At 66.2% G+C, this 24,375-nt stretch carries 25 protein-coding genes and 1 tRNA gene; 14 read left to right on the top strand and 12 right to left on the bottom strand.

Annotation, left to right across the window (positions count from 1 at the left end; translation table 11 throughout):
* Together KGM94_RS09565 and KGM94_RS09560 are read left to right on the top strand one after the other, a co-directional pair.
* A partial coding sequence (locus tag KGM94_RS09565) for a CoA transferase (protein ID WP_300257445.1) occupies window positions 1–798 on the top strand: 798 nt, incomplete at its 5' end.
* Window positions 795–1,739, top strand: a complete 945-nt coding sequence (locus KGM94_RS09560; RefSeq protein ID WP_300257442.1) for a hydroxymethylglutaryl-CoA lyase — start codon at window positions 795–797, stop codon at window positions 1,737–1,739. The genes KGM94_RS09565 and KGM94_RS09560, both read left to right, overlap by 4 nt.
* A gap of 103 nt (window positions 1,740–1,842) precedes the next feature.
* On the opposite strand, the gene KGM94_RS09555 is transcribed toward KGM94_RS09560, so the two are convergent.
* A complete protein-coding gene (locus KGM94_RS09555; protein WP_300257439.1) occupies window positions 1,843–4,446 on the bottom strand; it encodes a heavy metal translocating P-type ATPase in 2,604 nt (867 codons plus the stop codon).
* A gap of 51 nt (window positions 4,447–4,497) precedes the next feature.
* Between KGM94_RS09555 and KGM94_RS09550 the strand changes: the two genes are divergently transcribed.
* A complete protein-coding gene (locus tag KGM94_RS09550; protein ID WP_300257436.1) occupies window positions 4,498–4,773 on the top strand; it encodes a metal-sensitive transcriptional regulator in 276 nt (91 codons plus the stop codon).
* 186 nt (window positions 4,774–4,959) lie between these two features.
* Here KGM94_RS09550 and KGM94_RS09545 read toward each other — a convergent pair whose 3' ends face one another.
* Window positions 4,960–5,958 carry a YiiX/YebB-like N1pC/P60 family cysteine hydrolase gene (locus KGM94_RS09545; protein ID WP_300257433.1) on the bottom strand — a complete coding sequence of 333 codons (999 nt, stop codon included), beginning with the start codon at window positions 5,956–5,958 and terminating at the stop codon, window positions 4,960–4,962.
* Between the two features lie 193 nt (window positions 5,959–6,151).
* On the opposite strand from KGM94_RS09545, the gene KGM94_RS09540 reads away from it, so the two are divergent.
* Both KGM94_RS09540 and KGM94_RS09535 read left to right on the top strand, forming a co-directional pair.
* Window positions 6,152–7,558, top strand: coding sequence for an NAD(P)/FAD-dependent oxidoreductase (locus KGM94_RS09540; protein ID WP_300257430.1), 1,407 nt, complete (start codon window positions 6,152–6,154; stop codon window positions 7,556–7,558).
* Window positions 7,558–8,229, top strand: a complete 672-nt coding sequence (locus KGM94_RS09535; RefSeq protein ID WP_300257427.1) for an adenine nucleotide alpha hydrolase — start codon at window positions 7,558–7,560, stop codon at window positions 8,227–8,229. The genes KGM94_RS09540 and KGM94_RS09535 overlap by 1 nt, the downstream gene beginning before the upstream one ends.
* Window positions 8,230–8,365: 136 nt before the next feature.
* Here KGM94_RS09535 and KGM94_RS09530 read toward each other — a convergent pair whose 3' ends face one another.
* From KGM94_RS09530 to infC, 6 genes are all read right to left on the bottom strand, one after another.
* A complete protein-coding gene (locus tag KGM94_RS09530) occupies window positions 8,366–9,136 on the bottom strand; it encodes a sulfite exporter TauE/SafE family protein (RefSeq protein ID WP_300257424.1) in 771 nt (256 codons plus the stop codon).
* The gene (gene pheT, locus KGM94_RS09525; protein ID WP_300257421.1) at window positions 9,133–11,541 is read right to left on the bottom strand and encodes a phenylalanine--tRNA ligase subunit beta; all 2,409 of its coding nucleotides are present in this window, start codon (window positions 11,539–11,541) and stop codon (window positions 9,133–9,135) included. Before pheT ends, KGM94_RS09530 begins: the two co-directional genes overlap by 4 nt.
* Window positions 11,538–12,644, bottom strand: a complete 1,107-nt coding sequence (gene pheS / locus KGM94_RS09520) for a phenylalanine--tRNA ligase subunit alpha (protein ID WP_300257418.1) — start codon at window positions 12,642–12,644, stop codon at window positions 11,538–11,540. Before pheS ends, pheT begins: the two co-directional genes overlap by 4 nt.
* A gap of 214 nt (window positions 12,645–12,858) precedes the next feature.
* Window positions 12,859–13,218, bottom strand: coding sequence for a 50S ribosomal protein L20 (gene rplT / locus KGM94_RS09515; RefSeq protein WP_027528250.1), 360 nt, complete (start codon window positions 13,216–13,218; stop codon window positions 12,859–12,861).
* Window positions 13,219–13,302: 84 nt separating this feature from the next.
* Window positions 13,303–13,503: a 50S ribosomal protein L35 gene (gene rpmI, locus KGM94_RS09510; protein ID WP_008539890.1), complete on the bottom strand. Its 201-nt coding sequence runs from the start codon at window positions 13,501–13,503 to the stop codon at window positions 13,303–13,305.
* 363 nt (window positions 13,504–13,866) lie between these two features.
* Window positions 13,867–14,406, bottom strand: coding sequence for a translation initiation factor IF-3 (gene infC / locus KGM94_RS09505; protein ID WP_300257449.1), 540 nt, complete (start codon window positions 14,404–14,406; stop codon window positions 13,867–13,869).
* A 249-nt stretch (window positions 14,407–14,655) separates the two neighbouring features.
* On the opposite strand from infC, the gene KGM94_RS09500 reads away from it, so the two are divergent.
* Window positions 14,656–15,468 carry an alpha/beta hydrolase gene (locus KGM94_RS09500; RefSeq protein WP_300257411.1) on the top strand — a complete coding sequence of 271 codons (813 nt, stop codon included), beginning with the start codon at window positions 14,656–14,658 and terminating at the stop codon, window positions 15,466–15,468.
* 31 nt (window positions 15,469–15,499) lie between these two features.
* The gene (locus KGM94_RS09495) at window positions 15,500–15,967 is read left to right on the top strand and encodes a nuclear transport factor 2 family protein (protein WP_300257408.1); all 468 of its coding nucleotides are present in this window, start codon (window positions 15,500–15,502) and stop codon (window positions 15,965–15,967) included.
* 5 nt (window positions 15,968–15,972) lie between these two features.
* On the opposite strand, the gene KGM94_RS09490 is transcribed toward KGM94_RS09495, so the two are convergent.
* From KGM94_RS09490 to KGM94_RS09480, 3 genes are read right to left on the bottom strand one after another with little or no spacing between them, the layout of a single operon-like run.
* Complete coding sequence (locus KGM94_RS09490) at window positions 15,973–16,770, bottom strand: acyl-CoA thioesterase domain-containing protein (protein ID WP_300257404.1); 798 nt, start codon at window positions 16,768–16,770, stop codon at window positions 15,973–15,975.
* A 48-nt stretch (window positions 16,771–16,818) separates the two neighbouring features.
* Window positions 16,819–18,018 carry a tRNA epoxyqueuosine(34) reductase QueG gene (queG, locus tag KGM94_RS09485; RefSeq protein WP_300257401.1) on the bottom strand — a complete coding sequence of 400 codons (1,200 nt, stop codon included), beginning with the start codon at window positions 18,016–18,018 and terminating at the stop codon, window positions 16,819–16,821.
* Window positions 17,967–18,659, bottom strand: coding sequence for a glutathione S-transferase family protein (locus KGM94_RS09480; protein WP_300257398.1), 693 nt, complete (start codon window positions 18,657–18,659; stop codon window positions 17,967–17,969). Before KGM94_RS09480 ends, queG begins: the two co-directional genes overlap by 52 nt.
* A 166-nt stretch (window positions 18,660–18,825) precedes the next feature.
* Between KGM94_RS09480 and KGM94_RS09475 the strand changes: the two genes are divergently transcribed.
* The 3 genes from KGM94_RS09475 (at window position 18,826) to KGM94_RS09465 (ending at window position 21,807) form a co-directional block, all read left to right on the top strand.
* Entirely contained in the window at window positions 18,826–19,632 is an 807-nt protein-coding gene (locus KGM94_RS09475) for an undecaprenyl-diphosphate phosphatase (RefSeq protein ID WP_300257393.1), read from the top strand.
* A 103-nt stretch (window positions 19,633–19,735) separates the two neighbouring features.
* Complete coding sequence (locus tag KGM94_RS09470; RefSeq protein ID WP_300257389.1) at window positions 19,736–21,070, top strand: FAD-binding oxidoreductase; 1,335 nt, start codon at window positions 19,736–19,738, stop codon at window positions 21,068–21,070.
* Window positions 21,067–21,807: an SDR family oxidoreductase gene (locus KGM94_RS09465; RefSeq protein WP_300257386.1), complete on the top strand. Its 741-nt coding sequence runs from the start codon at window positions 21,067–21,069 to the stop codon at window positions 21,805–21,807. The genes KGM94_RS09470 and KGM94_RS09465 overlap by 4 nt, the downstream gene beginning before the upstream one ends.
* A 135-nt stretch (window positions 21,808–21,942) precedes the next feature.
* On the opposite strand, the gene KGM94_RS09460 is transcribed toward KGM94_RS09465, so the two are convergent.
* Entirely contained in the window at window positions 21,943–22,908 is a 966-nt protein-coding gene (locus tag KGM94_RS09460) for a complex I NDUFA9 subunit family protein (RefSeq protein ID WP_300257384.1), read from the bottom strand.
* A gap of 145 nt (window positions 22,909–23,053) precedes the next feature.
* Between KGM94_RS09460 and KGM94_RS09455 the strand changes: the two genes are divergently transcribed.
* The 4 genes from KGM94_RS09455 to KGM94_RS09440 all read left to right on the top strand — a co-directional run bounded on the left by KGM94_RS09455 (window position 23,054) and on the right by KGM94_RS09440 (window position 24,253).
* A tRNA-Leu gene (locus tag KGM94_RS09455) sits at window positions 23,054–23,140 on the top strand.
* A gap of 213 nt (window positions 23,141–23,353) precedes the next feature.
* Window positions 23,354–23,563 carry an addiction module protein gene (locus tag KGM94_RS09450; protein ID WP_300257382.1) on the top strand — a complete coding sequence of 70 codons (210 nt, stop codon included), beginning with the start codon at window positions 23,354–23,356 and terminating at the stop codon, window positions 23,561–23,563.
* On the top strand, window positions 23,564–23,857 hold the full coding sequence (locus KGM94_RS09445) for a type II toxin-antitoxin system RelE/ParE family toxin (RefSeq protein ID WP_300257379.1): 294 nt from the start codon (window positions 23,564–23,566) through the stop codon (window positions 23,855–23,857).
* An 81-nt stretch (window positions 23,858–23,938) separates the two neighbouring features.
* On the top strand, window positions 23,939–24,253 hold the full coding sequence (locus KGM94_RS09440) for a hypothetical protein (protein ID WP_300257376.1): 315 nt from the start codon (window positions 23,939–23,941) through the stop codon (window positions 24,251–24,253).
* Window positions 24,254–24,375: the final 122 nt, after the last annotated feature.

Genomic DNA, 24,375 nt, shown 5'->3' with positions numbered 1-24,375 from the left:
GAGCATCGCCCGGCGCTCGACGAGGTCGTGCAGATGATGTCGGGGCTCGCCGCCATGACCGGCACGAAAGAGAAGCCGCAGCGCGTTGGCTCCTCCGCCAACGACATCATGGGCGGCATGTTCGGGGCGATTGCCATTTTGGCCGCGCTGTACCAGAAGCGCGGCGGAAAGCGCGACGGCGCCGACATCCGCATCGGTCTGTTCGAGAACTGCCTGTTCCTGGTCGCCCAGCACATGGTCGAGTACGAGATGACAGGCAACAAGCCGCGCTCGATGCCGGAGCGCGAGCATGCCTGGCCGATCTACGACGTCTTCGATGCCGCCGGCGGCGAGCGCATCTTCATCGGCGTCGTCACCGAAGGCCACTGGCAGAGCTTTTGCCGCGAGTTCGGCCTCGGCGAGTTCCTGGACGATCCGTCCCTGCGCACCACGACCGACCGGATTCTGGCGCGTTCGCGGATCATCCCGCGCGCGGCCGAGGTGATCAGGCGCTGGAACGTGGCCGAACTGTCCGCAAGGCTCGATGCGCTCAACATCTGCTTCTCTCCGATCAACCGGCCCGAGGATCTCTTTGATGATCCCCACGTGCTGCGGCCGGGTGGGCTGGTCGACAATTTCAATGCCGACGGAAAACCGTTCCGCGTGCCGGCGCTGCCGATCGAGTGGAACGGCGGCCATATCGGCGAAGGCCTGAAGGTGGCGCCGCTCGGTGCCGACACGGTCGCCGTGCGCGCCGAAATCGAGACCAGGGAAATCACGCCCAGGGAAACGTCGAAGGCCGCAGGGAGGCGCGCATGAGCAGGATTCAGGACATCTATCCTTCCGATCGTGTCAGCCTGCGCGAGGTCGGCCTGCGCGACGGCCTGCAGCTCGTGAAGCAGTTTCCCTCGACCGAGGCCAAGCAGCGCTGGACCCGCCAGGAACATGCCGCCGGCGTGCGGCATTTCGAGGCCGGCTCGTTCCTGCCGGCAAAGACCTTTCCGCAATTCGCCGACGTTCGCGACGTGATCGCGACGGTTGCGGCACTGCCCGGCGCGCACGGCATCGCGCTCGCGCTCAACGAGCGGGGCGTCAATGACGCGCTGGAGTCAGGCGTCGGCGAGATCGCTTCCGTCGTGTCGGCCACCGAGGAGCACAGCCAGGCCAATGCCCACCGCTCGCGCGAATCGGCCATCGCCAACATCAGGCGGCTCTGCGAGATGCGCGATGCGAGCGCGCACAAGCCGCTCGTCAACGCCGCGATCTCGATGGCGCTGGGCTGCTCGATCGCCGGTCCGGTTGATCCGAAAGAGGTGCTGCGGCTGGTCGACAAATGCCTCGAGGCCGGCGTCGATTTCGTCGCCGTCGCCGATACCGTGGGCTATGCCGGCCCGAAGCAGGTCGCCGAGCTGACCCGGGCGGCGGTCAAGCTCGCCGGGAAAAGGCCGATCTGCATTCACCTGCACGATACCCGCGGCATGGGGATCGCCAACGCCTCGGCCGCGCTCGACGAAGGCGTGCGCATCCTCGACGGCTCGCTCGGCGGCCTCGGCGGCTGCCCCTTCGCGCCGGGCGCGACCGGCAACGTCGTGTTCGAGGATCTCGCGTTCCTGTGCGAGAGCAAGGGCTTTGCCACCGGCATCGATCTGGACGAACTGATCGCGGTGCGCGCGATCCTGCGCGAGACGATGCCGAACGAGCCGCTCTACGGCGGCGTCGCCCGGGCGGGGCTGCCCTGCGGGGCGGCGAAAGCAGCATGAAGCCTCGATCAAGCCCTCGTGTCCCGGACGCGGCGCGGCATTCCGGGCGATGCGAAGCATCGTCCCTTATGACGCGACGCTGGGCCGGGGCACGAGCGTACCCTCACAGCCGAGTCGCTCGCAGCCGCAACGCGTTGCCGACGACGCTGACCGAGGACAGCGCCATCGCGGCCGCCGCGATGATCGGCGACAGCAACAGGCCGAAGGCCGGGTAGAGGACGCCGGCGGCAATCGGGATTCCGGCCGCGTTGTAGATGAAGGCGAAGAACAGGTTCTGGCGGATGTTGCTCATGGTCGCCTGCGACAGTCGCCGTGCGCGGACGATCCCGGTGAGATCGCCCTTGAGCAGCGTGACGCCGGCGCTTTCCATCGCGACGTCGGTGCCGGTGCCCATGGCGATGCCGACCTCGGCCGCCGCCAGCGCCGGCGCGTCGTTGACGCCGTCGCCGGCCATCGCAACGATGCGGCCCGCATCTCGCAGCCTCGCCACCACCGCGCTCTTCTGATCCGGCAGCACCTCGGCCTCGACGTCGGCGATGCCGAGCCTGCGCGCCACCGCATCGGCCGTGGTGCGGTTGTCGCCGGTCAGCATGATCACCTTGATGCCGTCGGCGGCGAGATCCTTCAGCGCCTGCGGCGTCGTCGCCTTGACGGGATCGGCGATCGCGAACAGGCCGGCGAGCCTGCCGTCGATCGCCATGTTGATGACCGTCGCGCCGTCCTGGCGCAGGCGTTCGGCCTCGCCATCGAGCGGCTTCGTCTCGATGCCGATCGAGGCGAGATAGTTGGCGTTGCCGAGCACGATGGTCCGGCCATCGACCTTGCCGGTCGCGCCCTTGCCGGTCGGTGAGTCGAATTGATCGACCTGAGCCAGATCGAGCTGTTTCTCCTTCGCCGCGCGCACGATGGCGTCGCCGAGCGGGTGCTCGCTGGCGCGTTCGACGGAGGCGGCAAGCCGCAGGATGTCGTCTTGCGCAAAGCCGACGGCCGAAACGATCGCGACAACCCTGGGCCTGCCCTCGGTCAGTGTGCCGGTCTTGTCGACCACCAGCGTGTCGATCTTCTCCATCCGCTCCAGCGCCTCGGCGTTCTTGATGAGGACGCCGGCCTGCGCGCCGCGGCCGACGCCGACCATGATCGACATCGGCGTGGCGAGCCCGAGCGCGCAGGGGCAGGCGATGATGAGGACGCTGACGGCCGCGACGAGACCGAAAGCGAGCCGCGGCTCCGGCCCGAACCAGGCCCATGCCGCGAAAGCGAGGATCGCGGCGGCGATCACCGTCGGCACGAACCAGCCGGCGACCTGGTCGGCCAGCCGCTGGATCGGCGCGCGTGAGCGCTGCGCATCCGCGACCATCTGCACGATCTGCGACAACAGCGTCTCGCGTCCGACCTTCTCGGCGCGCATGACGAAGCTGCCGGACTGGTTGAGCGTGCCTGCGATCACCTTGGCACCGATCTCCTTGGTGACCGGCATGGATTCGCCCGTCACCAGGGACTCATCGAGCGCCGAGCGGCCTTCGAGGACGATGCCGTCGACCGGCACCTTCTCGCCGGGGCGCACCCGCAGGCGGTCGCCGACATGCAGGGAGGCAATCTCGACCTCGTGCTCGCTGCCGTCGGCTTCGACGCGCCGCGCGGCTTTTGGTGCGAGCTGCAGCAGCGCCTTGATCGCGCCGGAGGTCGCCTCGCGGGCGCGCAGCTCCAGCACCTGGCCGAGCAGCACCAGCACGGTGATGACGGCGGCCGCCTCGAAATAGACGGAGACTGCGCCGCCATGGCCCCGGAAAGTGGCCGGAAAGGCCTGCGGCGCGAGTGTGCCGATCAGGCTGTAGACATAGGCGACGCCCGTGCCCATCGCGATCAGCGTGAACATGTTGAGATTGCGCGTTTGCAGCGACTGCCAGCCGCGCACGAAGAACGGCCAGCCCGCCCACAGCACCACCGGCGTCGCGAAGGCGAGCTGGGTCCAGTTCGACAGCGTCGGGTCGATCCAGTTGTGGGGGCCGGCGAGATGGCCACCCATCTCCAGCACCACTGCGGGCAGCGCGAGCGCGCCGCCGATCCAGAAGCGTCGCGTCATGTCGGCGAGCTCGGGATTGGGGCCGGTCTCGAGGCTCGCCACTTCCGGCTCCAGCGCCATGCCGCAGATCGGGCACGAGCCCGGGCCAACCTGGCGGATCTCCGGATGCATCGGGCAGGTGTAGATGGTGCCGGTGGGAAGTCTTGGCTCGGGTGCCTTGCTAGGTGCGAGATATTTGGCTGGATCGGCCACGAACTTGGTGCGGCAGCCGGCGGAGCAGAAATGATAGGTCATGCCCTGATGGTCGAAGCGATGCTTTGAGGTCGCGGGGTCGACCGTCATGCCGCAAACGGGATCGCGGACCTCCGCGCCGGCATCGGCGTGGCCGTGATGGGCGTGGTTGCCGTGCCCGCCGCAACAGCTCCCCGCCGCCGCGGGCCTGCTCTCTGTCTTGGCCTTCGCGAGATATTTTGCGGGATCGGCCTCGAACTTGGTGCGGCAGCCGGCGCAGCAGAAATGATAGGTGACGCCCTGGTGGTCGAGGCGATGCTTCGACGTCGCGGGATCGACCGTCATGCCGCAGACGGGGTCGCGCACCGTCTTCGCCTCAGGCTTGGCGGAACAGCAACAAGCGGACGCTCCGGCCGCGTGGCCCGCATGTCCGCGTTCGGTCTCGTTCGTCATGATCGGCTCCCGGCCCTTGCAACCCGTACCCGGTAGGGGTATATAGGCGCTATGCGAAAGGACAGCAAGGCATCCGTCGAAAAACGCCTGGGTCGAATCGAGGGTCAGGTGCGCGGACTCGCGAAAATGGTAAGCGAGGACCGCTACTGCATCGACATCGTGACGCAGATCTCGGCGGTGCGCGCCGCACTGCGCCGGGTCGAGGAGGAGATCCTGAGGGATCACGTCGCCCATTGCGTCGAGCATGCGATTTCCAGCGGCAACAAGGCCGACCAGCGCGAGAAGATCGCGGAACTGATGGCCGTCATCAGCCGATCGGAACGCTAGTTTTTCCCATCACTGTCGTTGCGGGACTGCACAATAGCTCCCACGTCGTCCTGACGAACGCCAGAACCCATACCGCGAAGTCCGTCGATTGTGGGTGATGGAAGCCCCGAACGACGAACCTTCGTCGAACTACTCCCTGGGGTGATGGGTCCCGGCGTTCGCCGGGACGACGTCGAGGTTCATGGCCTAAGCCGCCCTCTCGCGCGCTCGAGCCCGCCGCCGCGGGCGGTACATCGCGATCTGCTTCAGCAGCGAAAAACGCCTGGACACGGTGACGCGTTCGACCATGGCTGCGTCGCGCGATGTCGATTCGGAGGCGTCTACTTCTCCAACGGAAACCTCGACCGCCGCTTCTTCGTCAATCGCTTCAGGAACGAGCGGCGGCGAACGGACCGTTTCTGGAAACACACCGAATTCGCCCGCCACCTCCTGGAGCGGCTTCTGCTTGTCGGCCCAATGCAGGGCCGTGTAGTCGAAGCCGTGCACGATGGTGGGTTTCACGACTTCGAAATAGGGCGAGATATCGAAGTCACGGGGCATGTAGAGCGAGGAGTCGCGGATATGCAGGATCTCGCGGCGGGCCTGGCGACTTCCGGCCTTGGTGATCTTGGGCAGGATCGGATAGCGCACTGCGTCGAAGGCCTGGGCGATCAGCGCCGAGCAGATGATCTTGGTGGGGTCGCCGGAGCCGATCGCGATCATGCGGCGCCGCCAGCGCTGCGGGATCGGCAGCGGGAACAGAAAGCGCATCAGGTCGAGGATGTTCTTGGTGTCGTAGCCAAAGCCGATCCGGTTGATGGCGTAGCGGCAGACCGTGGTGCGGTCCTCATAGGACAGGCCCACCGGCCGGCAGAGGCGGGTGTGGTAGGGAAAGTATTTCGACAGCGGCGCGGAGGTGACACCCTCGCCGACATTCGCCTCGATCAGCACGTGCGGCTCGCCATCCGCCTCCTCGGCGCCGGCAACCGGCCCGACATAGAGCGCGGCGTGCGACCAGGTGGATTGCGTGAGATACTTGATGATGCCGGAGATGCGGTTGTTGCCCTCGACCAGCAGCACGTCGCCGGGCTGGATGATGCCGCGCAGATGTTCCGGATCGCTCGGCGTGAACGGCTCGTAGCCCGGCACCTCCTTCGAGAGGTATCGGGCAATCAGCTTGCCGACGGAATCGAGCACGGTCCCCATAGTCGAACTCCCCCCACAGCCTTTTCCGGCTGCTTTTTCCCTTCTTCTATCATGGTCGAAACGCGTTGCAATTTGGTTCACTGCGCCGCGCGATCAAGTACGATTGATTCACCATGATGGTTGCCGTGCCGCATCGGATGCGGCAAGGTTCGCTGGCTGTTCCCGTCCGTCTCAAGTCCCCGGAAACCATGACATGACAATCACGCGCCGCGGTTTCCTTTCGGCGTCGGTGGCCTTTGCCGCAGCGCCGATTTTGGGTGCGACCGCGGCGCCCCTGCCGCGCGAGGCCGACATCGTCGTGATCGGAGCCGGAGTCGCCGGCATCGCCGCGGCGCGGCGCGTGATGGCGGCGAACCGCAAGGTCGTGGTGGTGGAAGCGGCGCCTCGGATCGGCGGTCGCTGCGTCACCGATGCTACCAGCTTCGCTGTTCCCTTCGACCGCGGTGCGCGCTGGATGCACAATCCCGACACCAACCCGATGATCCGGCTCGCGCGCGGCGCGGGCCTCGACGTCTTGCCGGCCCCGGTCGGCCAGAAGATGCGCATCGGTCGCCGCAATGCACGCGCCGGTGAGACCGAGGAATTTCTGGCGGCGCTGGTGCGCGCCAACCGCGCCATCGACGAGGCCGCGCGCGGCAAGCTCGACACGTCCTGCGCCTCCGTGCTGCCGAAAGACCTCGGCGACTGGGCCGGCGCGACCGAATTCGTGCTCGGCGCGGGATTTGCCGGCAAGGACCTCAGGGAACTTTCGGCCATCGACAAGGCGCGGGCGCAGGACCGCAACGCCGCGATCGCCTGCCGTCAGGGCCTGGGCATGCTGATTGCGAAGCTCGCCGAGCAGGCGCCGGTCGCGCTGTCGACCCCGGCAAGCCGCATCGTCTGGAGCAATCGCGACGTCGGCGTCGAAACGCCGGCCGGCAAGATCGCCGCGCGCGCCGCCATCATCACGGTCTCGACCAACGTGCTGATGTCGGGAGCCGTCAAATTTGCGCCCGACATCCCCAAGCGCACGCTCGACGCCGCCGCAAAGCTCTCCCTCGGCAGCTACGATCGCATCGGCCTCGAACTGTCCGGCAATCCGCTCGGGCTGTCGCGCGACGATGTCGTCATCGAACAGAGCAACTCGACCCGCACCGCGCTGCTGTTCGCCAATATCGGCGGCTCCTCGCTGTGCACGATCGATGTCGGCGGCTCGTTCGGCCGCGACCTTTCCGCGCAGGGCGAGCAGGCGATGGCGGCCTTCGCGAAGGAGTGGATCGCAAAACTGTTCGGCAGCGAGGCGGCGGCCGCCGTGAAGAAGACGGCTGCGACGCGATGGAACGCCGCGCCCTTCGTGATGGGCGCGATGTCGGCGACCTCGCCCGGTGGACAGCTCTCGCGAAAGATCCTGACCGAGCCGATCGGCTGCATCTATCTCGCCGGCGAGGCGACGCACGACACGCTCTGGGGCACCGTCGACGGCGCCTGGGAGAGCGGCGAGCGCGCCGCCGAAGCCGCGCTGCGCCGGATCGGTGCGCTCCGCGACGAGCCCGCGGAGGTGCCGACGCAATCGATGAAGCGGCGCCGTCCGGGCCGGCCGCAAAAATCTCCGATCAATTGATGCCTCCGCCGAAGGCCCTGATCTCCTGGTCGAGCGGCAAGGACAGCGCATTCGCGCTGCACGAGGTGCGCGTTGCCGGCGAGTACGACGTGGTCGGCGCGCTGACGACGGTGACCGAAACCTTCGAACGCGTCTCGATCCATGGCGTCCGCCAGGATATCTTGCATGCGCAATGCGATGCTGTGGGCCTGCCGCGGATCATCGTGCCGATCCCCTATCCATGCCCGAACGAAATCTACGAGGCGCGGATGGCCGAAGCCGTGGCGCGCGCCGTGGCCGACGGCATCACCCACATGATCTTCGGCGATCTGTTCTTGCAGGACATCCGCGCCTATCGCGAGCAGAAGCTCGCCGGCACCGGCATTGCACCGGTGTTTCCGTTGTGGGAACGGCCGACGCAGCCGCTGGCGCAGGCGATGATCGACAGCGGGCTCGAGGCGTATCTTGCGACCGTCGATCTGAAACATCTGCCCGCGGAATTCGCCGGCCGCCGGTTCGATGCACAGTTGCTGGCCGATCTGCCTGGGGGCGTCGACCCCTGCGGCGAGAACGGCGAGTTCCACACCTGCGTGGTGGCGGGGCCGATGTTTTCGCATCGGCTCGATGTGAGGACAGGCGAGCGCGTGGTGCGCGACGGCTATGCCTATTGCGATCTGCTGCTGAACGCTTGAATTCGTTGTCCCGCCGAAGGCTGCAATCCGCTGCCACATCGTCATTGCGAGGAGCGAAGCGACCAAGCAATCCAGAGTCTCTCTGCGGTAGGACTCTGGATTGCTTCGCTTCGCTCGCAATGACGTCTAGGAATGCCTAACGTAACACGCCGTCCAGCGCCGGCAGGCCGACGATCACGGCGCTTGCGATCAGCACGTAGCAGATGGCGCGAAACAGCTTTTCGCCGGCGCGGCCGAACAGGGAGGCGCCGAAGGCGACGCCCAGCGCGTAGACCGGGCCGACCACGAGCGAGAGCAGCAGCGCATCGCGCGTGATCAATCCGGTCGTGGCATAGCTGGCCACCGAGAAGAAATCCGAGGCGCCGAAGAACAGCACGATGTTGGCGCGCGCAACCGTCGGTGCGATGGGTCGGCCGAGCCAGTAGCCGACGATCGGCGGGCCGCCGGTTTGCGCCAGCCCGCTGCAGAAGCCCGAAAGACTGCCGATGCCGACCGAGAGCGGGACGTAGTCCTGGCCGCGATAGCGCCAGCCCGACAGCAAGAGCGCGAGCAGGGCGGCGACGAAACAGGAGATGATCCAGCGCGTGGTGACGGGATGGAGCACGGTGAGAAAATAGGTGCCGACGGGAACGCCGATCAGCGCGCCGAGCGCCATGATCGCGGTCGCCTTGCGGTTGGCCTGCTTCCAGGCGCCCGGCAGCAGTGGAGCTGCCGCGACGAAATCGATGATGAGGAGCAGCGCGGCCACCAGCCGTGGCGGTGCCACGCTGCTTGCGAGCGGCATGAAGATCAGCGCCGAGCCGAATCCGGAAAAGCCCCGCGCGGTTCCCGAGACGAAGCCGATGGCGCACAGCGCCATCGCAACGAGCAGGCTGACGTCCTTCGGAATCAGCTCGGAGAGGCTCATCCCCGCAAGGTGCCGCCGGTCTTCTTCGTCACCTCGGCGACGATCCGGGCGGCGACCGCGTCGATCTCCTGGTCGGTCAGCGTCTTCTCGCGCGGCTGGATCGTCACGGCGATGGCGATCGACTTCTTGCCGTCCTCGATGCCCTTGCCTTCATAGACGTCGAACACGGTGACGCCGGTGATCAGCTTCTTGTCGACACCTTGCGCCGCGCGCACGATGTCGCCGGCCTTGACGTTGCGATCGACGATGAAGGCGAAGTCGCGCGACACCGGCTGGAAGGCCGAGAGCTCGATCGCGGGCTTGGCCCGCGTCGGCTTCTTCTTGGCGTCGGGAATGCGGTCGAGGATCACCTCGAACGCCATCACCGGGCCGTCGGCGCCGAGCGCCTCGAGCGCGCGGGGATGCATCTCGCCGAAATGGCCGAGCACGTTCTGCGGACCGATCTGGATGGTGCCGGAGCGCCCCGGATGCAGCCATTTTGGTCCGCCTGCAATAATTTGCAGCGCCTGCATCGGCGCGCCGGCCGCCGCCAGCACCGCGAGCGCATCGGCCTTGGCGTCGAAGGCATCGGCCGCCGCCGAGCCGGACCAGTGCCGTCCCAAGCCTTCCGACGCGGCGAAACCGCGACGGACGCCGCTTGCGGCAACGAACTGGTCCTGAGGGCGATCGCCGCGGAAGATCTGGCCGACTTCGAAGATGGCGACGTCGCCATAGCCGCGATCGGCATTGGCCTGTGCGGCCGCGATCAGGCCCGGCAGCAGGCTCGGCCGCATGTCGGAGAGATCCGAGGCAATGGGGTTGGCGACCTCGAGCTCGCGCTTGCCGCCGCCGAACAGTTCGGCCGCGGGTTTTGCAATGAACGACCAGGTCACGGCCTCGACCATGCCGCGGGTGGCGAGCGCCCGCTTGGCGCGCGCGGTGCGGAGCTGCAGCGGGGTCAGCACCGGCTTGCGCGCGTCCTCGCCGCGCTCGAACGGCGTCTCCGGCACCTTGTCGACGCCGACGATGCGGACGATCTCCTCGACGATGTCGGCCTTGCCGTGCACGTCGGTGCGCCAAGTGGGCACCGCGACCTTCACCACCGGACCCGCGCCCGCCATCATGAAGCCGAGATGGGACAGGATGCGCTTCATCTCCGGCAGCGGCACCTCGATGCCAGCGAGCCGTTTCACCTCGGTGACGGGGAAATCGATGACGCGATCGTCGGGGAACGCCTTGCCGACCACGACGTTCTCCGACGGCGTGCCGCCGCACATCTCCAGCACGAGTTTCGTCGCGAGCTCGAGGCCCGGCACCATGAAGGCCGGATCGACGCCACGCTCGAAGCGGTAGCGCGCATCCGAATTGATGCCGAGCTTGCGGCCGGTCTGCGCGATGTTGATCTCGTTCCACAGCGCCGATTCGATCAGCACGTCGGTGGTGGTTTCGTCGCAGCCCGAGGCCTCGCCGCCCATGATGCCAGCGAGCGATTCGACGCCGTGATCGTCGGCGATCACGCAGATGCCGGGATCGAGATTGTAGGTGCGCCCGTCGAGCGCGAGCAGGCTCTCGTCGTCGCGGGCGCGCCGCACGACCAGATTGCCGTGAACTTTCTTCGCGTCGAATACGTGCAGCGGACGGGCGCGGTCATAGGTCATGTAGTTGGTGATGTCGACCAGCGCGTTGATCGGGCGCAGCCCGATCGCGGTGAGCCGCTTCTGCAGCCATTCCGGCGAAGTGCCGTTCTTCACGCCGCGCACCAGCCGCAGCGCGAAGCCGGGACACAGCGCGGCGTCCTCGACCGTCACCTTCACCGGACAAGGGAATTCGCCCTTGACCGGCTTGATGGTGTGATCGATGAACTTGCCCATGTCGGCAGCGGCGAGGTCGCGGGCGATGCCGTGCACGCCGGTGCAGTCCTGCCGGTTCGGCGTCAGATTGATTTCGATCACGGGATCGCCGAGGGCGGCCCATTCGGCGTAGCCCGCGCCAACGGGCGCGTCGGCCGGAAGCTCCATGATGCCGTCATGGTCGTTGGAAATCTGCAGCTCCGCCGCCGAGCACAGCATGCCGCGGCTTTCCACCCCGCGGATGGTGCCGACGCCGAGCGTGATGTCCTTGCCGGGAATATAGGTGCCGGGCGGCGAGAACACGCTGACGAGGCCCGCGCGCGCATTCGGCGCGCCGCAGACGACCTGTACCGGTGCTGCGCCGTTGCCGGTCTCGACCATGCAGACGCGCAGGCGGTCGGCGTTCGGATGCTGCTCGGCCGAGATGACGCGGGCGATGGTGAAGGGCTTGAGCGCCTTCGCCTTGTCCTCGATGTTCTCGACCTCGAGCCCGATCATGGTGAGCCTGTCGGCGAGCTTTTCCAGCGGCTCGTCGGTGTCGAGATGGTCCTTCAGCCAGGAGAGAGTGAATTTCACGAGCTCAGCCCTCCCGCAAGCGTCGGGACTTCGAGCGGCTTGAAGCCGTAGTGCTGGAGCCAGCGGACGTCGCTGTCGAACAATTGGCGCAGATCGCTCATGCCGTATTTCAGCATCGCGATGCGGTCGATGCCCATGCCCCAGGCGAAGCCCTGGTACTCGTCGGGATCGATGCCGCAGGCGCGCAGCACGTTCGGATGCACCATGCCGCAGCCGAGAATCTCCAGCCAGTCCTCGCCCTCGCCGAAGCGGATCTCGCCCTTGTCGCGGCGGCACTGGATGTCGACCTCGAGCGACGGCTCGGTGAACGGGAAGAACGACGGCCGGAAGCGCATGTTGATGTGGTCGACCTCGAAGAACGCCTTGCAGAACTCGTGCAGGATCCATTTGAGGTGGCCGAGATGCGAACCCTTGTCGATCACGAGCCCCTCGACCTGGTGGAACTGCGGCGTGTGGGTCGCGTCCGAATCGATGCGGTAGGTACGGCCCGGGCAGATCACGCGGATCGGCGGCTTCTGGCTGAGCATGGTGCGCACCTGCACCGGCGAGGTGTGGGTCCGCAGCAGCATGCGCGAGCCGCCTGCCCCGGGCGCCGACCCCGGGTCCTCCTTCGGATGGAAGAAGAAGGTGTCGTGCATCTCGCGCGCGGGATGGCCGATCGGGAAATTCAGTTTCGTGAAGTTGTAGTCGTCGGTCTCGACGTCGGGGCCTTCGGCGACCGAAAATCCCATATCGGCGAAGATCGCCGTGAGCTCGTCCCAGACCTGGCTGAGCGGATGGATGCGGCCTGATTCCGCCGCCGTCTCGCGCACCGGCAGGGTGACGTCGACGGTCTCCGAGGCGAGCCGCGCATCGAGCGCGGCCGACTTCAGCACCTCGCGCCGCGCGGCGAGCGCCTGGGTGACCTTGTCCTTGACGAGATTGATCGCCGCGCCTTGCGTCTTGCGCTCGTCCGGCGACATCTTGCCGAGGGTTGCGAGCAGCGCGGAGATCGAGCCCTTCTTGCCGAGCGAAGCGACACGGACGGCCTCGAGGGCCGCTTCGTCGCCAGCCGCGGCAATGTCGGCGATGATCTGGGTTTCGAGTGCAGCAAGATCGGTCATAGCAATCCCCTTTGGCTAGGATGCCAAGCCGCTGCTCCTAGCTCGTCATGCCCGGGCAAAAGCGCGAAGCGCGTCTTCCTGCAAAATACGCCGGGCATCCACGACTTAGAGTGTTTGCGCGAGAGAAGACGGCGATGGCCGGGACTTGCGCGATGGGCGCATTCACCCGGCCAGACGACTTGAAGACTGCGCAGAGCACGAACGGCGGGCGGCTTTACGCCGCGAGCGCCGCCTTGGCCTTCTCGGCAATCGCCTGGAACGCCGCGGGCTCGCGGATCGCGAGATCCGACAGCACCTTGCGGTCGACCGTGATCCCCGACTTGGCGAGGCCGTCGATAAATCGGCTGTAGGTCAGGCCGAACGGGCGCACCGCGGCGTTGAGGCGCTGGATCCAGAGCGCACGGAAGGTGCGCTTGCGGCGCTTGCGGTCGCGGAAGGCGTATTGCGCGGCCTTCTCGACGGCGGGCTTGGCGGCGCGGATCGTGTTCTTGCGGCGGCCGTAAAAGCCCTTGGCGGCCTTGTAGACCTTCTTGTGCTTGGCGTGGGCGGTCACACCGCGTTTGACGCGAGACATGACAAAAATCCTTCAGGGATGACTTGGTTTTCGGAAGAGCCTGCACATGAGCGCAGGCGTCGGCTGATTTGATCGTGGACGCGATCAGGCGTTCGGCAAGAAGTACTTCTTGACGTTGTCGCCGTCGGTCTTGAACAGCACGCGGGTGCCGCGGAGCTGGCGGATCTGCTTCTTCGTCCGCTTGATCATGCCGTGACGCTTGCCGCGCTGGGCGTGCATCACTTTACCGGTGGCAGTCACCTTGAAGCGCTTTTTGGCGCCCGACTTGGTCTTCAACTTGGGCATTTGGCTCTCCTGTGCCGCAACAAAATACCGCCCGCGAAGGCGGCAGTTCGGCCAAAATGCTCGTTAGAGCGTTGATTGTGCTCAGATTTTACGACCTGGCGCAAAATCCGCACGAAGCACCGCCACGGCAGCCCTTAAATCAGCCGGGCGATGAAGATCGGGCTTATGGCAGAGGACAAGCCAATTGGCAACGATGAACCGCCAAAACGGACGCTCCGATTATCGGGGGCTAGGCCTATGACGGTGCTCTCCCTCCCCGCAAGCGGGGGAGGTGCACCGAGGTCGCGGCCGGCAGGGTCTCCTCAACAAGAACGGCCCGCCAGGATGCTGACGGGCCGTTGATCTCCTAAAGTTTAGTTCGCCTCAGCGCGGCGCCAGCACCATGACGACCTGGCGGCCTTCGAACCTGGCGTCCTGCTCGACCTTGGCGAGCTCGGCGACGTCGCTCTTGATCTTGTCCAGAAGCTTGGTGCCGATCTCCTGGTGCGCCATTTCGCGGCCGCGATAGCGCAGGGTGATCTTGACCTTGTCGCCCTCCTCGAAGAAACGCTGCATGGCGCGCATCTTCACGTCGTAGTCGTGATCGTCGATCATCGGGCGAAGCTTGATCTCCTTGATCTCGACGATCTTCTGCCGCTTGCGGGCTTCGGCGGCCTTCTTCTGAGCAGAATACTTATACTTCCCGTAGTCCATGATCTTGCAGACGGGAGGGCTGACATTTGGCGAAATCTCGACCAGATCCATGCCGGCCTCCTGGGCCATACGGATGGCGACCATCGTCTCGACCGTGCCTTTGTTTTCACCGGTCTGATCGATCAGCTGGATCTGCGCATTGCGAATATCATCGTTGATGCGCGGCCCGTCCTTGCTGGCAACGGGCGGGGCTTTATTGGGACGGCGAATGGTTGGCTCTCCAAAGTTGTGAACGAAGCGGATAGTTTGAAGGAAGATGCGTTCGCGGGCAAGCAAGACGCGCCTGCGGCCAACGAAAAACCCTCAAATGCGAGGCATTTTGGTCACGCCCACCGACACGCCGCTCGACATAGACACCTTGTTCCCGTTCCGCAAGCGTCCCAAGGGGCAATGGCGGGACTGATCGCGCCGTCGCCCCGCGCCAGACAGCTCAAACCGCCCAACCAGAGTAAACGTTCCATGACCGACGCATCGCCATCCGACGCCCCGACCTTCCTCGAATTGGGCGCGGGCCCATCGGCGCGGCGGATCGCGGTGCGTGCCCGCCCCGGCAAGGGGCCTGGAAAGGGACCAGGGCTGGTCTGGCTCGGCGGCTTCAAGTCGGACATGCAGGGCACCAAGGCGCTCGCGCTCGACGCCTGGGCGAGCGAGCACGGCCGTGCCGCGGTCCGGTTCGACTATTCCGGCCATGGCGAGTCCGGCGGCGAATTCGCCGAGGGGACGATCGGCCGCTGGCTGGAAGAGAGCGTTGCGGTGTTCGAGCGGTTCTGCGAAGGGCCGCAGGTCCTGATCGGCTCCTCCATGGGCGGCTGGATGGCGCTGCTGCTGGCGCGCGAGATCAGGAAGCGACAGGGAAAGGACGAGGCCAAGGCCTCGCTCGCCGGGCTGGTGCTGATCGCGCCGGCGCCGGACTTCACCGAGGAACTGATGTGGAAGAATTTTCCGGCCAAGGTGAAGCAGGAGATCGAGACCAAAGGCGTCTGGCTACGCCCGTCCGACTATGGCGACGGCTCGCCCTATCCGATCACGCGAACCCTGATCGAGGAGGGCCGCAACCACCTCCTGCTCGGCGGCGCCATCGATGTCGGCTGCCCCGTGCGCATCCTGCAGGGCGTGCAGGATCCGGACGTGCCCTGGCAGCACGCCTTCGCGCTGACGCACCGCCTGCCGGCCGAGGACGTGGTGCTGACCCTGATCCAGGACGGCGATCACCGCCTGTCGCGACCGCAGGACATCGCGTGCATGCTTGCCGCGGTAGCGGAGATGGGGTGAACTCCCGTCGTCTCGAGCAGGGAGCAAGTCCATGTCCGTCACCGCCATGCTGCGCGCGTTCTGCGACGCGGTCGAAAGCCGCAACGGCAAGGCCTTTGCCGAGCTGTTTGCCGAGGACGGCGTCTATCACGACGTGTTCTACGGCGCGTTCGCGGGACGGCAAGAGATCGCCGAGTTGATCGACGACTGGTTCTATCGCACGGCGACCGATTTCCGCTGGGACATGCACGAGCCGGTCTCGGACGGCACCACGCTCTATGCGCGCTACACGTTCAGCTACCGCTCGACCCTGCCCGAAGCCAAGGGCGCTCGCGCGATGTTCGAGGGCGTCGCGATCATGAAGCTCCGGGACGGCAAGATCGTCAGCTATCACGAGGTCGCCAATACCGCGCCGGCCTTCGTTGATCTCAATTTTGCGCCGGAGCGTATTGCAAAGATCATGGCCAGGCAGGGCGCCGCGCTGAAAGCACGGCCGGAGATGAAGAAGCATCTGGAGTAGCTTGCCTACCGCTTCGGCGCTGCCGCCATCGGCTTGCGCTGGGCGAGCGCCGCTACCGTCGAGGTGCCGATCGGGCCCTGCTCGTCGTAGAGCCAGCATTCGCCGATCGCGATGCCGTCGGTCGAATGATGGTTCACCACCTCGAAGCCGATCCATTGGCTCACCGGCAGGCGGTGCAGATAGATCGTGACGTCGCTGTTGATGAAGCCGAGCCCCTGGTCGCCGGCATTGGCGAAGGGGCTGGCGAAATCCGCACCCACCGCGACGCGTGCGAACGGCGTCAGCGCAACGCCCGCGACCAGCTCGCGCACCTCGCTCATCCACAGCCGCCGCGGGCCCAGCGAGCCCATGTGTCCGACGATCGGGCGCGTCGTCCATTTGCCGTGCATGCCGAGCCGCGGATCGGTCGGCGGCGGAATGTCGGCAGGTTTCGGCGCATCCCAGGTCGGCGGCGACCAGATGTTGCCCTCCGGATTTTGCGTCTTGCGCAGGAGCTGGCAGGACGCGCGCGCCATGCCGACGCCGCCCGAGACGAACTCCGCCTCCACGACGCGGATGCGCAGGCCATCGCGCACGAGCTTCGTCGTCACCTCGATCGGCTCGTCGATCGTCGGCAGCTTGAACATGTCGACGGTGAGCCGCGCCGGCACGAACTCGTCGCCCGAGTGCCGCTCCTCGATGACGAAACCGAGCAGGCCGACGATGACGCGTCCGTGCAGCGATTTGGCGTCCCATGGACCGTTGGCGACTTCCGTCGGATGGAATGTATCGCCGGCGCGGGTGAAGAAAGGCGTATTTGTCATGACGCGCGACCTTGCAGCATCGCGCGGGGAAATCAAGTCTCGTGACCCTCATGGTGAGGAGCGTCGGGTAGCAGCGCTTGCGGTCTCCCACTCCTCGCGCACGCTGTCGTCGTGCTCGCCTGCAAGCGCGCCCGCTTTCATCGCCGCAAACTCCTCGCGCTCCAGCAATTGCGCCAGTGCCCACACTGCGGCGCCGCGCACCAATGGGCTCGCATCCTGCAGCAGGCGGCGCGCGTCGTCGGCGAGCGTCGCGTCGTTCGAGTTGCCGATCGCGATCAGCACATTGCGCAGAAAGCGGTCGCGGCCGACGCGCTTGACCGGCGATTTCGTGAACAGCGCGCGAAATGCGGCATCGTCGAGGCGTGAAAGTCTTGCAAGCTCGGGCGCGCGCAGTTCGTCGCGCGCGGCGAGTTTTGCCTCGCGGCCCTCTTTCGCGAACTTGTTCCAGGGACACGCCGCGAGGCAATCGTCGCAGCCATAGATGCGGTTACCGATCGCTTTTCGAAACTCGTGCGGGATCGGCCCCTTGTTCTCGATGGTCAGGTAGGAGATGCAGCGCCGCGCATCGAGCTCGTAGGGCGCGGGGAAGGCCGCGGTCGGGCAGATGTCGAGGCAGGCGCGGCAGGAGCCGCAATGATCGATTTCGGCCGCGTCGCTCGGCAATTCGAGTGTGGTGAAGATCGCGCCGAGAAACAGCCACGAGCCGAATTCGCGCGAGACCAGGTTGCTGTGCTTGCCCTGCCATCCCAGATGCGCTGCGTGCGCCAGCGGCTTTTCCATCACGGCGGCGGTGTCGACGAACACCTTGACCTCGCACGGCGCGGTTGCAACCAGCCAGCGCGCCAGCGCCTTCAGCCGCTTCTTGATCAGGTCATGATAGTCATCGCCCTGCGCATAGACCGAGATGGCGCCGCGCGTGCGCTGCTCGAGGATCGCGAGCGGATCGTGATCTGGGCCGTAATTGACTCCCAGCATGATGACGGAGCGCACGTCGCTCCACAGCCCGCGCGGATCGGCGCGGCGCTCCGGCTGCGCCGCAAGCCAGTCCATGTCGCCGTGCCGGCCTTCGGCGATGAAGTCGTGAAAATGCGCAGCCGCGTTGGCGATCGCGCCTGGTGCGGTGATGCCGATGCAGTCGAAGCCGAGCGCTTGCGCCTCGCGCGCCAGCGCCGTCTTCAATGAGGGGAGGTCAGAGGTCAGAAATCCAGGTCCACATAGGTCCGCGACGCCGGCACGCCCGCCAGCCATTCGCTGAGCAGCGGGCGGAACGACGGGCGGGATTTCACCCGCGCATACCACGCCTTTGCCGCCTCGTCCTCGATCCATGGCACGTCGCCCAGATAGTCGATCGCCGAAAGATGCGCCGCGGCGGCGAGATCCGCGTAGGTGAGCCGGTCGCCGGCGAGGAATTTCCGCGTCTGCTCCAGCCAGCCGATATAGGCCAGATGATAGCGCACATTGGCTTTCGCCGCGCGGATGACGTCGGCCGACGGCGGGCCGCCGCCGTTCTCCTCGCTCATGAAGCGCTTGTAGATGCGTTCGACGACCAGCGGATGGGAGGCTTCCTCGAAGAACTTTTCGTTGAACCAGGCCAGCAGCCGCCGCACCTCGATGCGCTCGGTCACGGTTTCCGGCATCAGCCGCCTGGCACCCATCTCCGCGCCATGAACCTCGTCGAGATATTCCGCGATGACGCTGGCGCCGGGAATCGGCGGCTGTCCGTCCACCACCAGCACCGGCGTGGTCCCGGCGGGGTTGAGCGCCAGAAACGCCTCGCGACGCTCCCAGCCGCGTTCCTCCACCAGCCGCACGTCGAGCCCGTATTCGCCGAGGACTAGGCGGACGAAGCGCGAATGCGGGCAGAACGGGTGGTGATACAGCGTGAACATGCAGCCTGACTATGTGGTGGGGCTTAAGATTTCATCAATGTTTGGCCGGCGCCACACTAGCCACCCAAAACCGTGAGGCAACCCGCGATTTCGCATTTTGCGATTGCGGCAGGTGAACGAATAGGCGAGAAGTGCCCCGCTTTTCCAGCCGAAATGGACCATAAATATGTCGGATGCAGTGCGGGCAGTGATCCTCGGCATCATCGAGGGCGTGACGGAGTTCCTCCCGGTGTCCTCGACCGGTCATCTGCTGCTCGCCGAACGTTTCTTCGGCCTCGGCGAGGGCGCATTCTGGGACTCATTCACCATCCTGATCCAGCTCGGCGCCATCCTCGCGATCGTCGCGCTGTATTTCTTCAAGCTGTGGCGGGTGCTGATCGGCATGTTCAGCGGCGACACTTATGCGCGCCGCTTCGTCATCGGCGTGCTGGTCGCGTTCCTGCCGGCGGTGGTGGTCGGTCTCATTGCCGGCAAGTACATCAAGGGCATGCTGTTTAATCCGTGGGTGGTGTGCTTCACGCTGATCGTCGGCGGCGCCATCCTGCTGTGGGTCGACCAGATCGACCTGAAGCCGCGCGAGCATGAGGCGACGCGCTTTCCGCTTCTGATGTATCTGTGGATCGGCATCGCGCAGTGCCTCGCCATGATCCCCGGCGTGTCGCGCTCCGGCGCCACCATCGTCTCGGCGATGCTGCTCGGCGCCGACAAGCGCGCAGCGGCGGAGTTTTCCTTCTTCCTCGCCATCCCGACCATGGTCGGCGCCTTCGCCTATGATTTCTACAAGAGCCGCGCCGAGATGACGATGGACCACATCGGCATCATCGCGATCGGCTTCGTGGTCTCCTTCATCACCGCGATGATCGTGGTGAAGACGTTCCTGCAATACGTCACCCGCCACGGCTTCGTGCTGTTCGCCTGGTGGCGCGTGATCGTCGGCACGCTCGGCCTGGTCGCGCTGGCGCTCGGACGGTAAGGGCTCGACAGGCAAAGTCGCGGCATTTTTCAACGCAATATAAGCTTTTGATCGGTAGGCAGTTTCTCAAGGCAAGGCGGCTGCTTTTGTCAAGGAGCTGAAGATGACGCTGGTCAGCGGCTGGGGGCGTTTCCCGGTCGTCGATACCGACCTCGTGCGGCCGCGGTCATTTCCGGCCGTCGGCGAGGCCTTTGCGGGCGCGTCCGGCGTGGCGCGCGGCAACGGCCGCGCCTATGGCGATGCCGGCATCGGGCTTGCCCGCACCGTCGACATGACGGCGTTCGACCGGGTCAGGTCGTTCGATCCGGACACCGGGCGCATCCGTCTGGAAGCCGGCATGCTGCTGTCCGATATCATCGACACCTTCGGCCCGCGCGGCTTCCTGCCTTTCGTCGTGCCGGGCACGCGCTTCGTCACGGTCGGCGGCGCGATTGCCGCCGACGTGCACGGCAAGAACCATCATTGCGAGGGCGGTTTCGGCCGCTACGTCGACGGCATCCTGCTCAGAACCGGGCAGGGTGAGACCATCGAACTGTCGCGCGACGAGAACGCCGACGTCTTCCGCGCGACCGTCGGCGGCATGGGCCTGACCGGCGTGATCCTCGAGGCGACGATGCGGCTCAGGCGCGTCGAGACCGGCTGGATCCGCGAGCGGGTGATTCCGGCGGCGAACCTGCGCGACGCCGTGACGGCGCTGGACGGCGGCGATTCCTCCACTTACTCGGTGGCCTGGATCGATTGCGTGGCGACGGGCGAAAACCTCGGCCGCTCGCTGATCTATCTCGGCGAGCACGCGCGCGCCGACGAGTTGCCTGCGGACGCGGCGCCGTTCTCGCGAGGGCGCGACCCGCGCCTCAGCGTGCCCGTGGACCTGCCGTCGCTGACGTTGAACCGCTACAGTGTCCGTGCCTTCAACGAGCTCTACTACCGAATGGGCGCGCGGCGCGCCGGCGGCTCGCATCTGGTTTCGATCTTCCCCTACTTCTTTCCGCTCGACGGCGTCGGCGCCTGGAATCGCATCTATGGACGTCGCGGTTTCCTGCAGCATCAATGCGTGATCCCGCAGACGGGTGCGCGCGAGGTGCTCGGCGAGATCCTCGAGCGCATCGCGCGCCGCGGCGACGCCTCGTTCCTCGCCGTGCTGAAGAAGCTCGGCGAGGGCGACGGGCTGATGTCGTTCCCGCTGCCCGGCTACACGCTGGCGCTGGATTTTCCGATGACCCCTAGCATTCTGCCGTTCCTCGACGAACTGGACCGGCTGGTCGTCGCCGCCGGCGGCCGGCTCTATCTCGCCAAGGATGCGCGCCAGTCGCGCGCGACCTTCGAGGCCGGCTATCCGGCGCTCCAGCGCTTCAACGGGATACGCCGCTCGCTCGATCCCGACGGAAAGATTCGATCAAGACTTTCGCAGCGTCTGCTGGATGAGGTGCGGCCGTGACCACGCGCAAGATCGCCCTGGTGCTGGGCGCAAGCTCCGATATCGGCCGGGCCACCGCGCGCGCCTTTGCGCGAGCCGGCTGGGACATCCAGCTCGCGGGGCGCGATGTCGCGGCGCTGGAGCCCGACGTCGCCGATCTGCGCGCGCGCTACGCGGTCGACGTCGGCGTGCATCGCTTCGACGTGCTCGATACCGCATCCTTCGCTAGCTTCGTCGCGGGGCTCGCCGCGCTGCCCGACGCCGTGATCTCGATCGTCGGACTCTTGGGCGTGCAGGATACCGCGCAGTCCGATCTCGGTCATGCGGCCACCATCATGCGCTCAAACTACGAAGGGCCGGCGCTGATCCTCGGCCTGTTCGCCGAAAAATTCCTGGCGCGCGGCAGCGGGACCATCGTCGGTGTCTCTTCGGTTGCAGGCGACCGCGGGCGCGCCTCGAACTACGTCTACGGTTCGGCCAAGGCGGGCTTCTCAGCGTTCCTGTCGGGCCTGCGCGCACGCGCAAGCCGCGGCGGCGTCCAAATCGTCACGGTGAAGCCCGGCTTCGTGCGCACCAGGATGACCGAAGGCATGAAGCTGATCGGACCGCTGACCGTCGAGGCGTCGGTCGCCGGTGATGCGATCCTCGATGCGGTGCAGCGCCGGCGCGACGTCGTCTATGTCAGCGAAAAGTGGCGCCTGGTGATGCTGATCATCAAGCTGCTGCCGGAAGCGGTATTCAAGAAGCTGAGGTTTTGAGGCACGTGACGACTTTGGCTTGGTCGAGCGGCAGGCTCACCTCCCCGCTGGGCCGCCCCACTGTGCATGGGGTTGAACCTCAGTTTTTGCCGGACGGCCCCGAAAGGTCCGGACCGGGCCTGATTTCGTCGCGCCTCAGGCGTTCTTGCGCTGGAACTGCCCGGCGGCGCGGAAGCGCCAGAGGTATTGCGGGGCGATCGCCTCCAGCGAATCCGGCGTGATGCCGAGGCCTTCCAGCGTCAGCCCGGCCGCTTTCGCCTCGTCCGAGACGACATTGTCGCGCTGGAGCAGCGTGACCTGGTCCGGCGTCAGCTTCAGCGGCCCCGGCGCGAACTGCAGGAAGGCGGCCTTGAGACGGGCAAGCGCGAACGGCAGCGGCACCAGCATCCGCTCGCGATCGGTGATCGCCAGGATCAGCTCCCAGATCTGGCGCATCGTCAGCACCTCCGGCCCGCCGAGCTCGTAGGTCGCGCCGGCCTTGGCCTTGCCGTCGACGGCGTCCGCGATCGCGGTCGCGACGTCGTTGACGTAGACCGGCTGCATCCTGGTCTCGCCGCCGACCAGCGGCAGCACCGGCAGCATCCGCGCGAGCGCCGCAAAACGGTTGGTGAACTGGTCGTCGGGCCCGAAGATCACCGACGGGCGGACGATGGTCGCCGACGGTACCGCCGCGCGCACGGCCTTTTCCCCGGCGGCCTTGGCACGGGCGTAAGCACTGGCCGACTGCTCGTCGGCGCCGATGGCGGAGACATGCACGAGGCCTGCGCCCGCGGCGGCGGCGGCATTGGCGACTGCCGCGGCGCCCTTGGCCTGTACGGCGTCAAAGGTCTGCGCGCCGCTTTCGGCGAGAACGCCGACCAGGTTGATCACCGTGCGCGAATCGCGCAGCGCCGCCTCGACCGAGGCCGGGTAGCGCAGATTGGCCTGTACGGCATGGACCTGGCCGACCCGGCCGAGCGGCTGCAGGAAGCCCGCGAGTTCCGGCCGCCGCACGGCCACCCGGACGCGATAGTCGCGCTTGCACAGCGCCCGGACCACGCTGCGGCCCAAGAACCCCGATCCGCCGAAAACCGTGACCAGTGTGTCCAGATTCGATGCCATGGGAACGATTCCTGTCGGTGGGAGCGTTGGGAGGCTTGTATCGGGCCGGTTTGCGTTGCGCAATCGGCTCGCCACGGATGGTCAAGGATGATTTGACAAGCCGCCAACCGATCCGTAGTAACCGCCCCCGTGCCCCAAACGGCATGCCCAGGTGGCGGAATTGGTAGACGCGCTGGCTTCAGGTGCCAGTGGCTTCACGGCCGTGAAGGTTCGAGTCCTTTCCTGGGCACCATTTTTCTCTTCGAATGCTCCCCTCAAGCCATCGTCCCGAGGTCGGCGGGCCTCCGGCCGCAGCGGTAGTTTGGTGCGCAACAATGTTGCGAAAAACGACCCAGAATTGTCAGAGCTCCGTCTTTCCGTTGGCCGCCGCGATGACGATATTGGTCTCGACGGGTCCGTGAGGATTGTGGTTTCGTTGGCCAAGGGGCCAAAGGGATTCGGGACTATGGCAGCGCTCGACATCAGTCGCTTGACGCCCAAGGAACGGCTCGACCTCATCGGCGAGCTCTGGGACAGCCTCTCCGCCGCCGACGTGCGGTTGAGCCCGGCGCAGGAGGTTGAGCTCGACCGTCGGCTTGCGACCTTTGATGCGGACCGCCGCGAAGCGATCCCTTGGGAGGATATCGACGCCGAGCTTGACCGCCGGTCTCGATAGGTGGCCAGAATTCTTTTTACGCAGGCGGCGCGGGCCGACCTCGCGGAGGCCGTCCGCTGGTACGACGCCCACGCTCCGCATGTCGTGCCGCAATTTCGGGACGCCTTGCGCGCAGCGCTGATCCGGATCGCGGAAAATCCCAGGCAGTTTCCGCCGGCCCTCAAGACCACACGCCGCGCTTTGCTGCGCCGCTTTCCCTACATTCTGGTGTTTCGTGAAACGCACGATGCGGTCTATGTCGTTGCGGTGTTTCACACGAGTCGCGATCCCCTGATTTGGCAGCGCCGTTCGTAGCTCCCTCGTGGTCGAGGAAGGGTCGAGGTTTGCAGTCCCGGCGATGACCTCATCGAGACGGACGATCCGTTCAAGATCGCCATGCGTCAGATCGCGGGCGTGTTCGCCCAACTGGAGAAGGCGCGGCTGGTCGCGAAGCTCAAAGCTGCACGGGACCGCAAGCGCGCCACCGGCGTGAAGGTTGAAGGCCGCAAGAGCCATCGCGAGATCGACGAGACGAAGCACGACGGCAAGATGATTGCAATGGCGAAGCGGTCGCGCCGCAAGACGCCTAAGGGCGGTCGCCGGTCGCTCAGAGCTATCGCCGATGAACTGGCAAGAGCCGGCTACAGGAGCGAGAACGGCAAGCCCTATGCCGCGACGGCAATCGCGCGAATGCTAGGAGAACTCAATTAGCTGCCTCACCCTACGAACGGCCGTCGTGAACCTCGAACGAGTCCATCAGGTCGAGGATACGCCGCTGCATGCCCTGCCAATCGGCTACGTCCTCTGGCCGATGGCGGAAATAGAAATGCCGC

It is taken from the genome of Bradyrhizobium sp. (genome assembly GCF_028868675.1).
Lineage (GTDB): Bacteria > Pseudomonadota > Alphaproteobacteria > Rhizobiales > Xanthobacteraceae > Bradyrhizobium.
This window is presented reverse-complemented; position numbering and strand designations above follow the sequence as displayed.

Bases quoted from the DNA above. Each gene is read 5' to 3' on its own strand.
- KGM94_RS09560 (WP_300257442.1), top strand. From the start codon at position 795: ATGAGCAGGATTCAGGACATCTATCCTTCCGATCGTGTCAGCCTGCGC.
- KGM94_RS09555 (WP_300257439.1), bottom strand. From the start codon at position 4,446: ATGACGAACGAGACCGAACGCGGACATGCGGGCCACGCGGCCGGAGCG.
- KGM94_RS09550 (WP_300257436.1), top strand. From the start codon at position 4,498: ATGCGAAAGGACAGCAAGGCATCCGTCGAAAAACGCCTGGGTCGAATC.
- KGM94_RS09545 (WP_300257433.1), bottom strand. From the start codon at position 5,958: ATGGGGACCGTGCTCGATTCCGTCGGCAAGCTGATTGCCCGATACCTC.
- KGM94_RS09540 (WP_300257430.1), top strand. From the start codon at position 6,152: ATGACAATCACGCGCCGCGGTTTCCTTTCGGCGTCGGTGGCCTTTGCC.
- KGM94_RS09535 (WP_300257427.1), top strand. From the start codon at position 7,558: ATGCCTCCGCCGAAGGCCCTGATCTCCTGGTCGAGCGGCAAGGACAGC.
- KGM94_RS09530 (WP_300257424.1), bottom strand. From the start codon at position 9,136: ATGAGCCTCTCCGAGCTGATTCCGAAGGACGTCAGCCTGCTCGTTGCG.
- pheS (WP_300257418.1), bottom strand. From the start codon at position 12,644: ATGACCGATCTTGCTGCACTCGAAACCCAGATCATCGCCGACATTGCC.
- rplT (WP_027528250.1), bottom strand. From the start codon at position 13,218: ATGTCTCGCGTCAAACGCGGTGTGACCGCCCACGCCAAGCACAAGAAG.
- rpmI (WP_008539890.1), bottom strand. From the start codon at position 13,503: ATGCCCAAGTTGAAGACCAAGTCGGGCGCCAAAAAGCGCTTCAAGGTG.
- KGM94_RS09500 (WP_300257411.1), top strand. From the start codon at position 14,656: ATGACCGACGCATCGCCATCCGACGCCCCGACCTTCCTCGAATTGGGC.
- KGM94_RS09495 (WP_300257408.1), top strand. From the start codon at position 15,500: ATGTCCGTCACCGCCATGCTGCGCGCGTTCTGCGACGCGGTCGAAAGC.
- KGM94_RS09490 (WP_300257404.1), bottom strand. From the start codon at position 16,770: ATGACAAATACGCCTTTCTTCACCCGCGCCGGCGATACATTCCATCCG.
- queG (WP_300257401.1), bottom strand. From the start codon at position 18,018: ATGGCTGGCGGGCGTGCCGGCGTCGCGGACCTATGTGGACCTGGATTT.
- KGM94_RS09480 (WP_300257398.1), bottom strand. From the start codon at position 18,659: ATGTTCACGCTGTATCACCACCCGTTCTGCCCGCATTCGCGCTTCGTC.
- KGM94_RS09475 (WP_300257393.1), top strand. From the start codon at position 18,826: ATGTCGGATGCAGTGCGGGCAGTGATCCTCGGCATCATCGAGGGCGTG.
- KGM94_RS09470 (WP_300257389.1), top strand. From the start codon at position 19,736: ATGACGCTGGTCAGCGGCTGGGGGCGTTTCCCGGTCGTCGATACCGAC.
- KGM94_RS09460 (WP_300257384.1), bottom strand. From the start codon at position 22,908: ATGGCATCGAATCTGGACACACTGGTCACGGTTTTCGGCGGATCGGGG.
- KGM94_RS09450 (WP_300257382.1), top strand. From the start codon at position 23,354: ATGGCAGCGCTCGACATCAGTCGCTTGACGCCCAAGGAACGGCTCGAC.
- KGM94_RS09440 (WP_300257376.1), top strand. From the start codon at position 23,939: ATGCGTCAGATCGCGGGCGTGTTCGCCCAACTGGAGAAGGCGCGGCTG.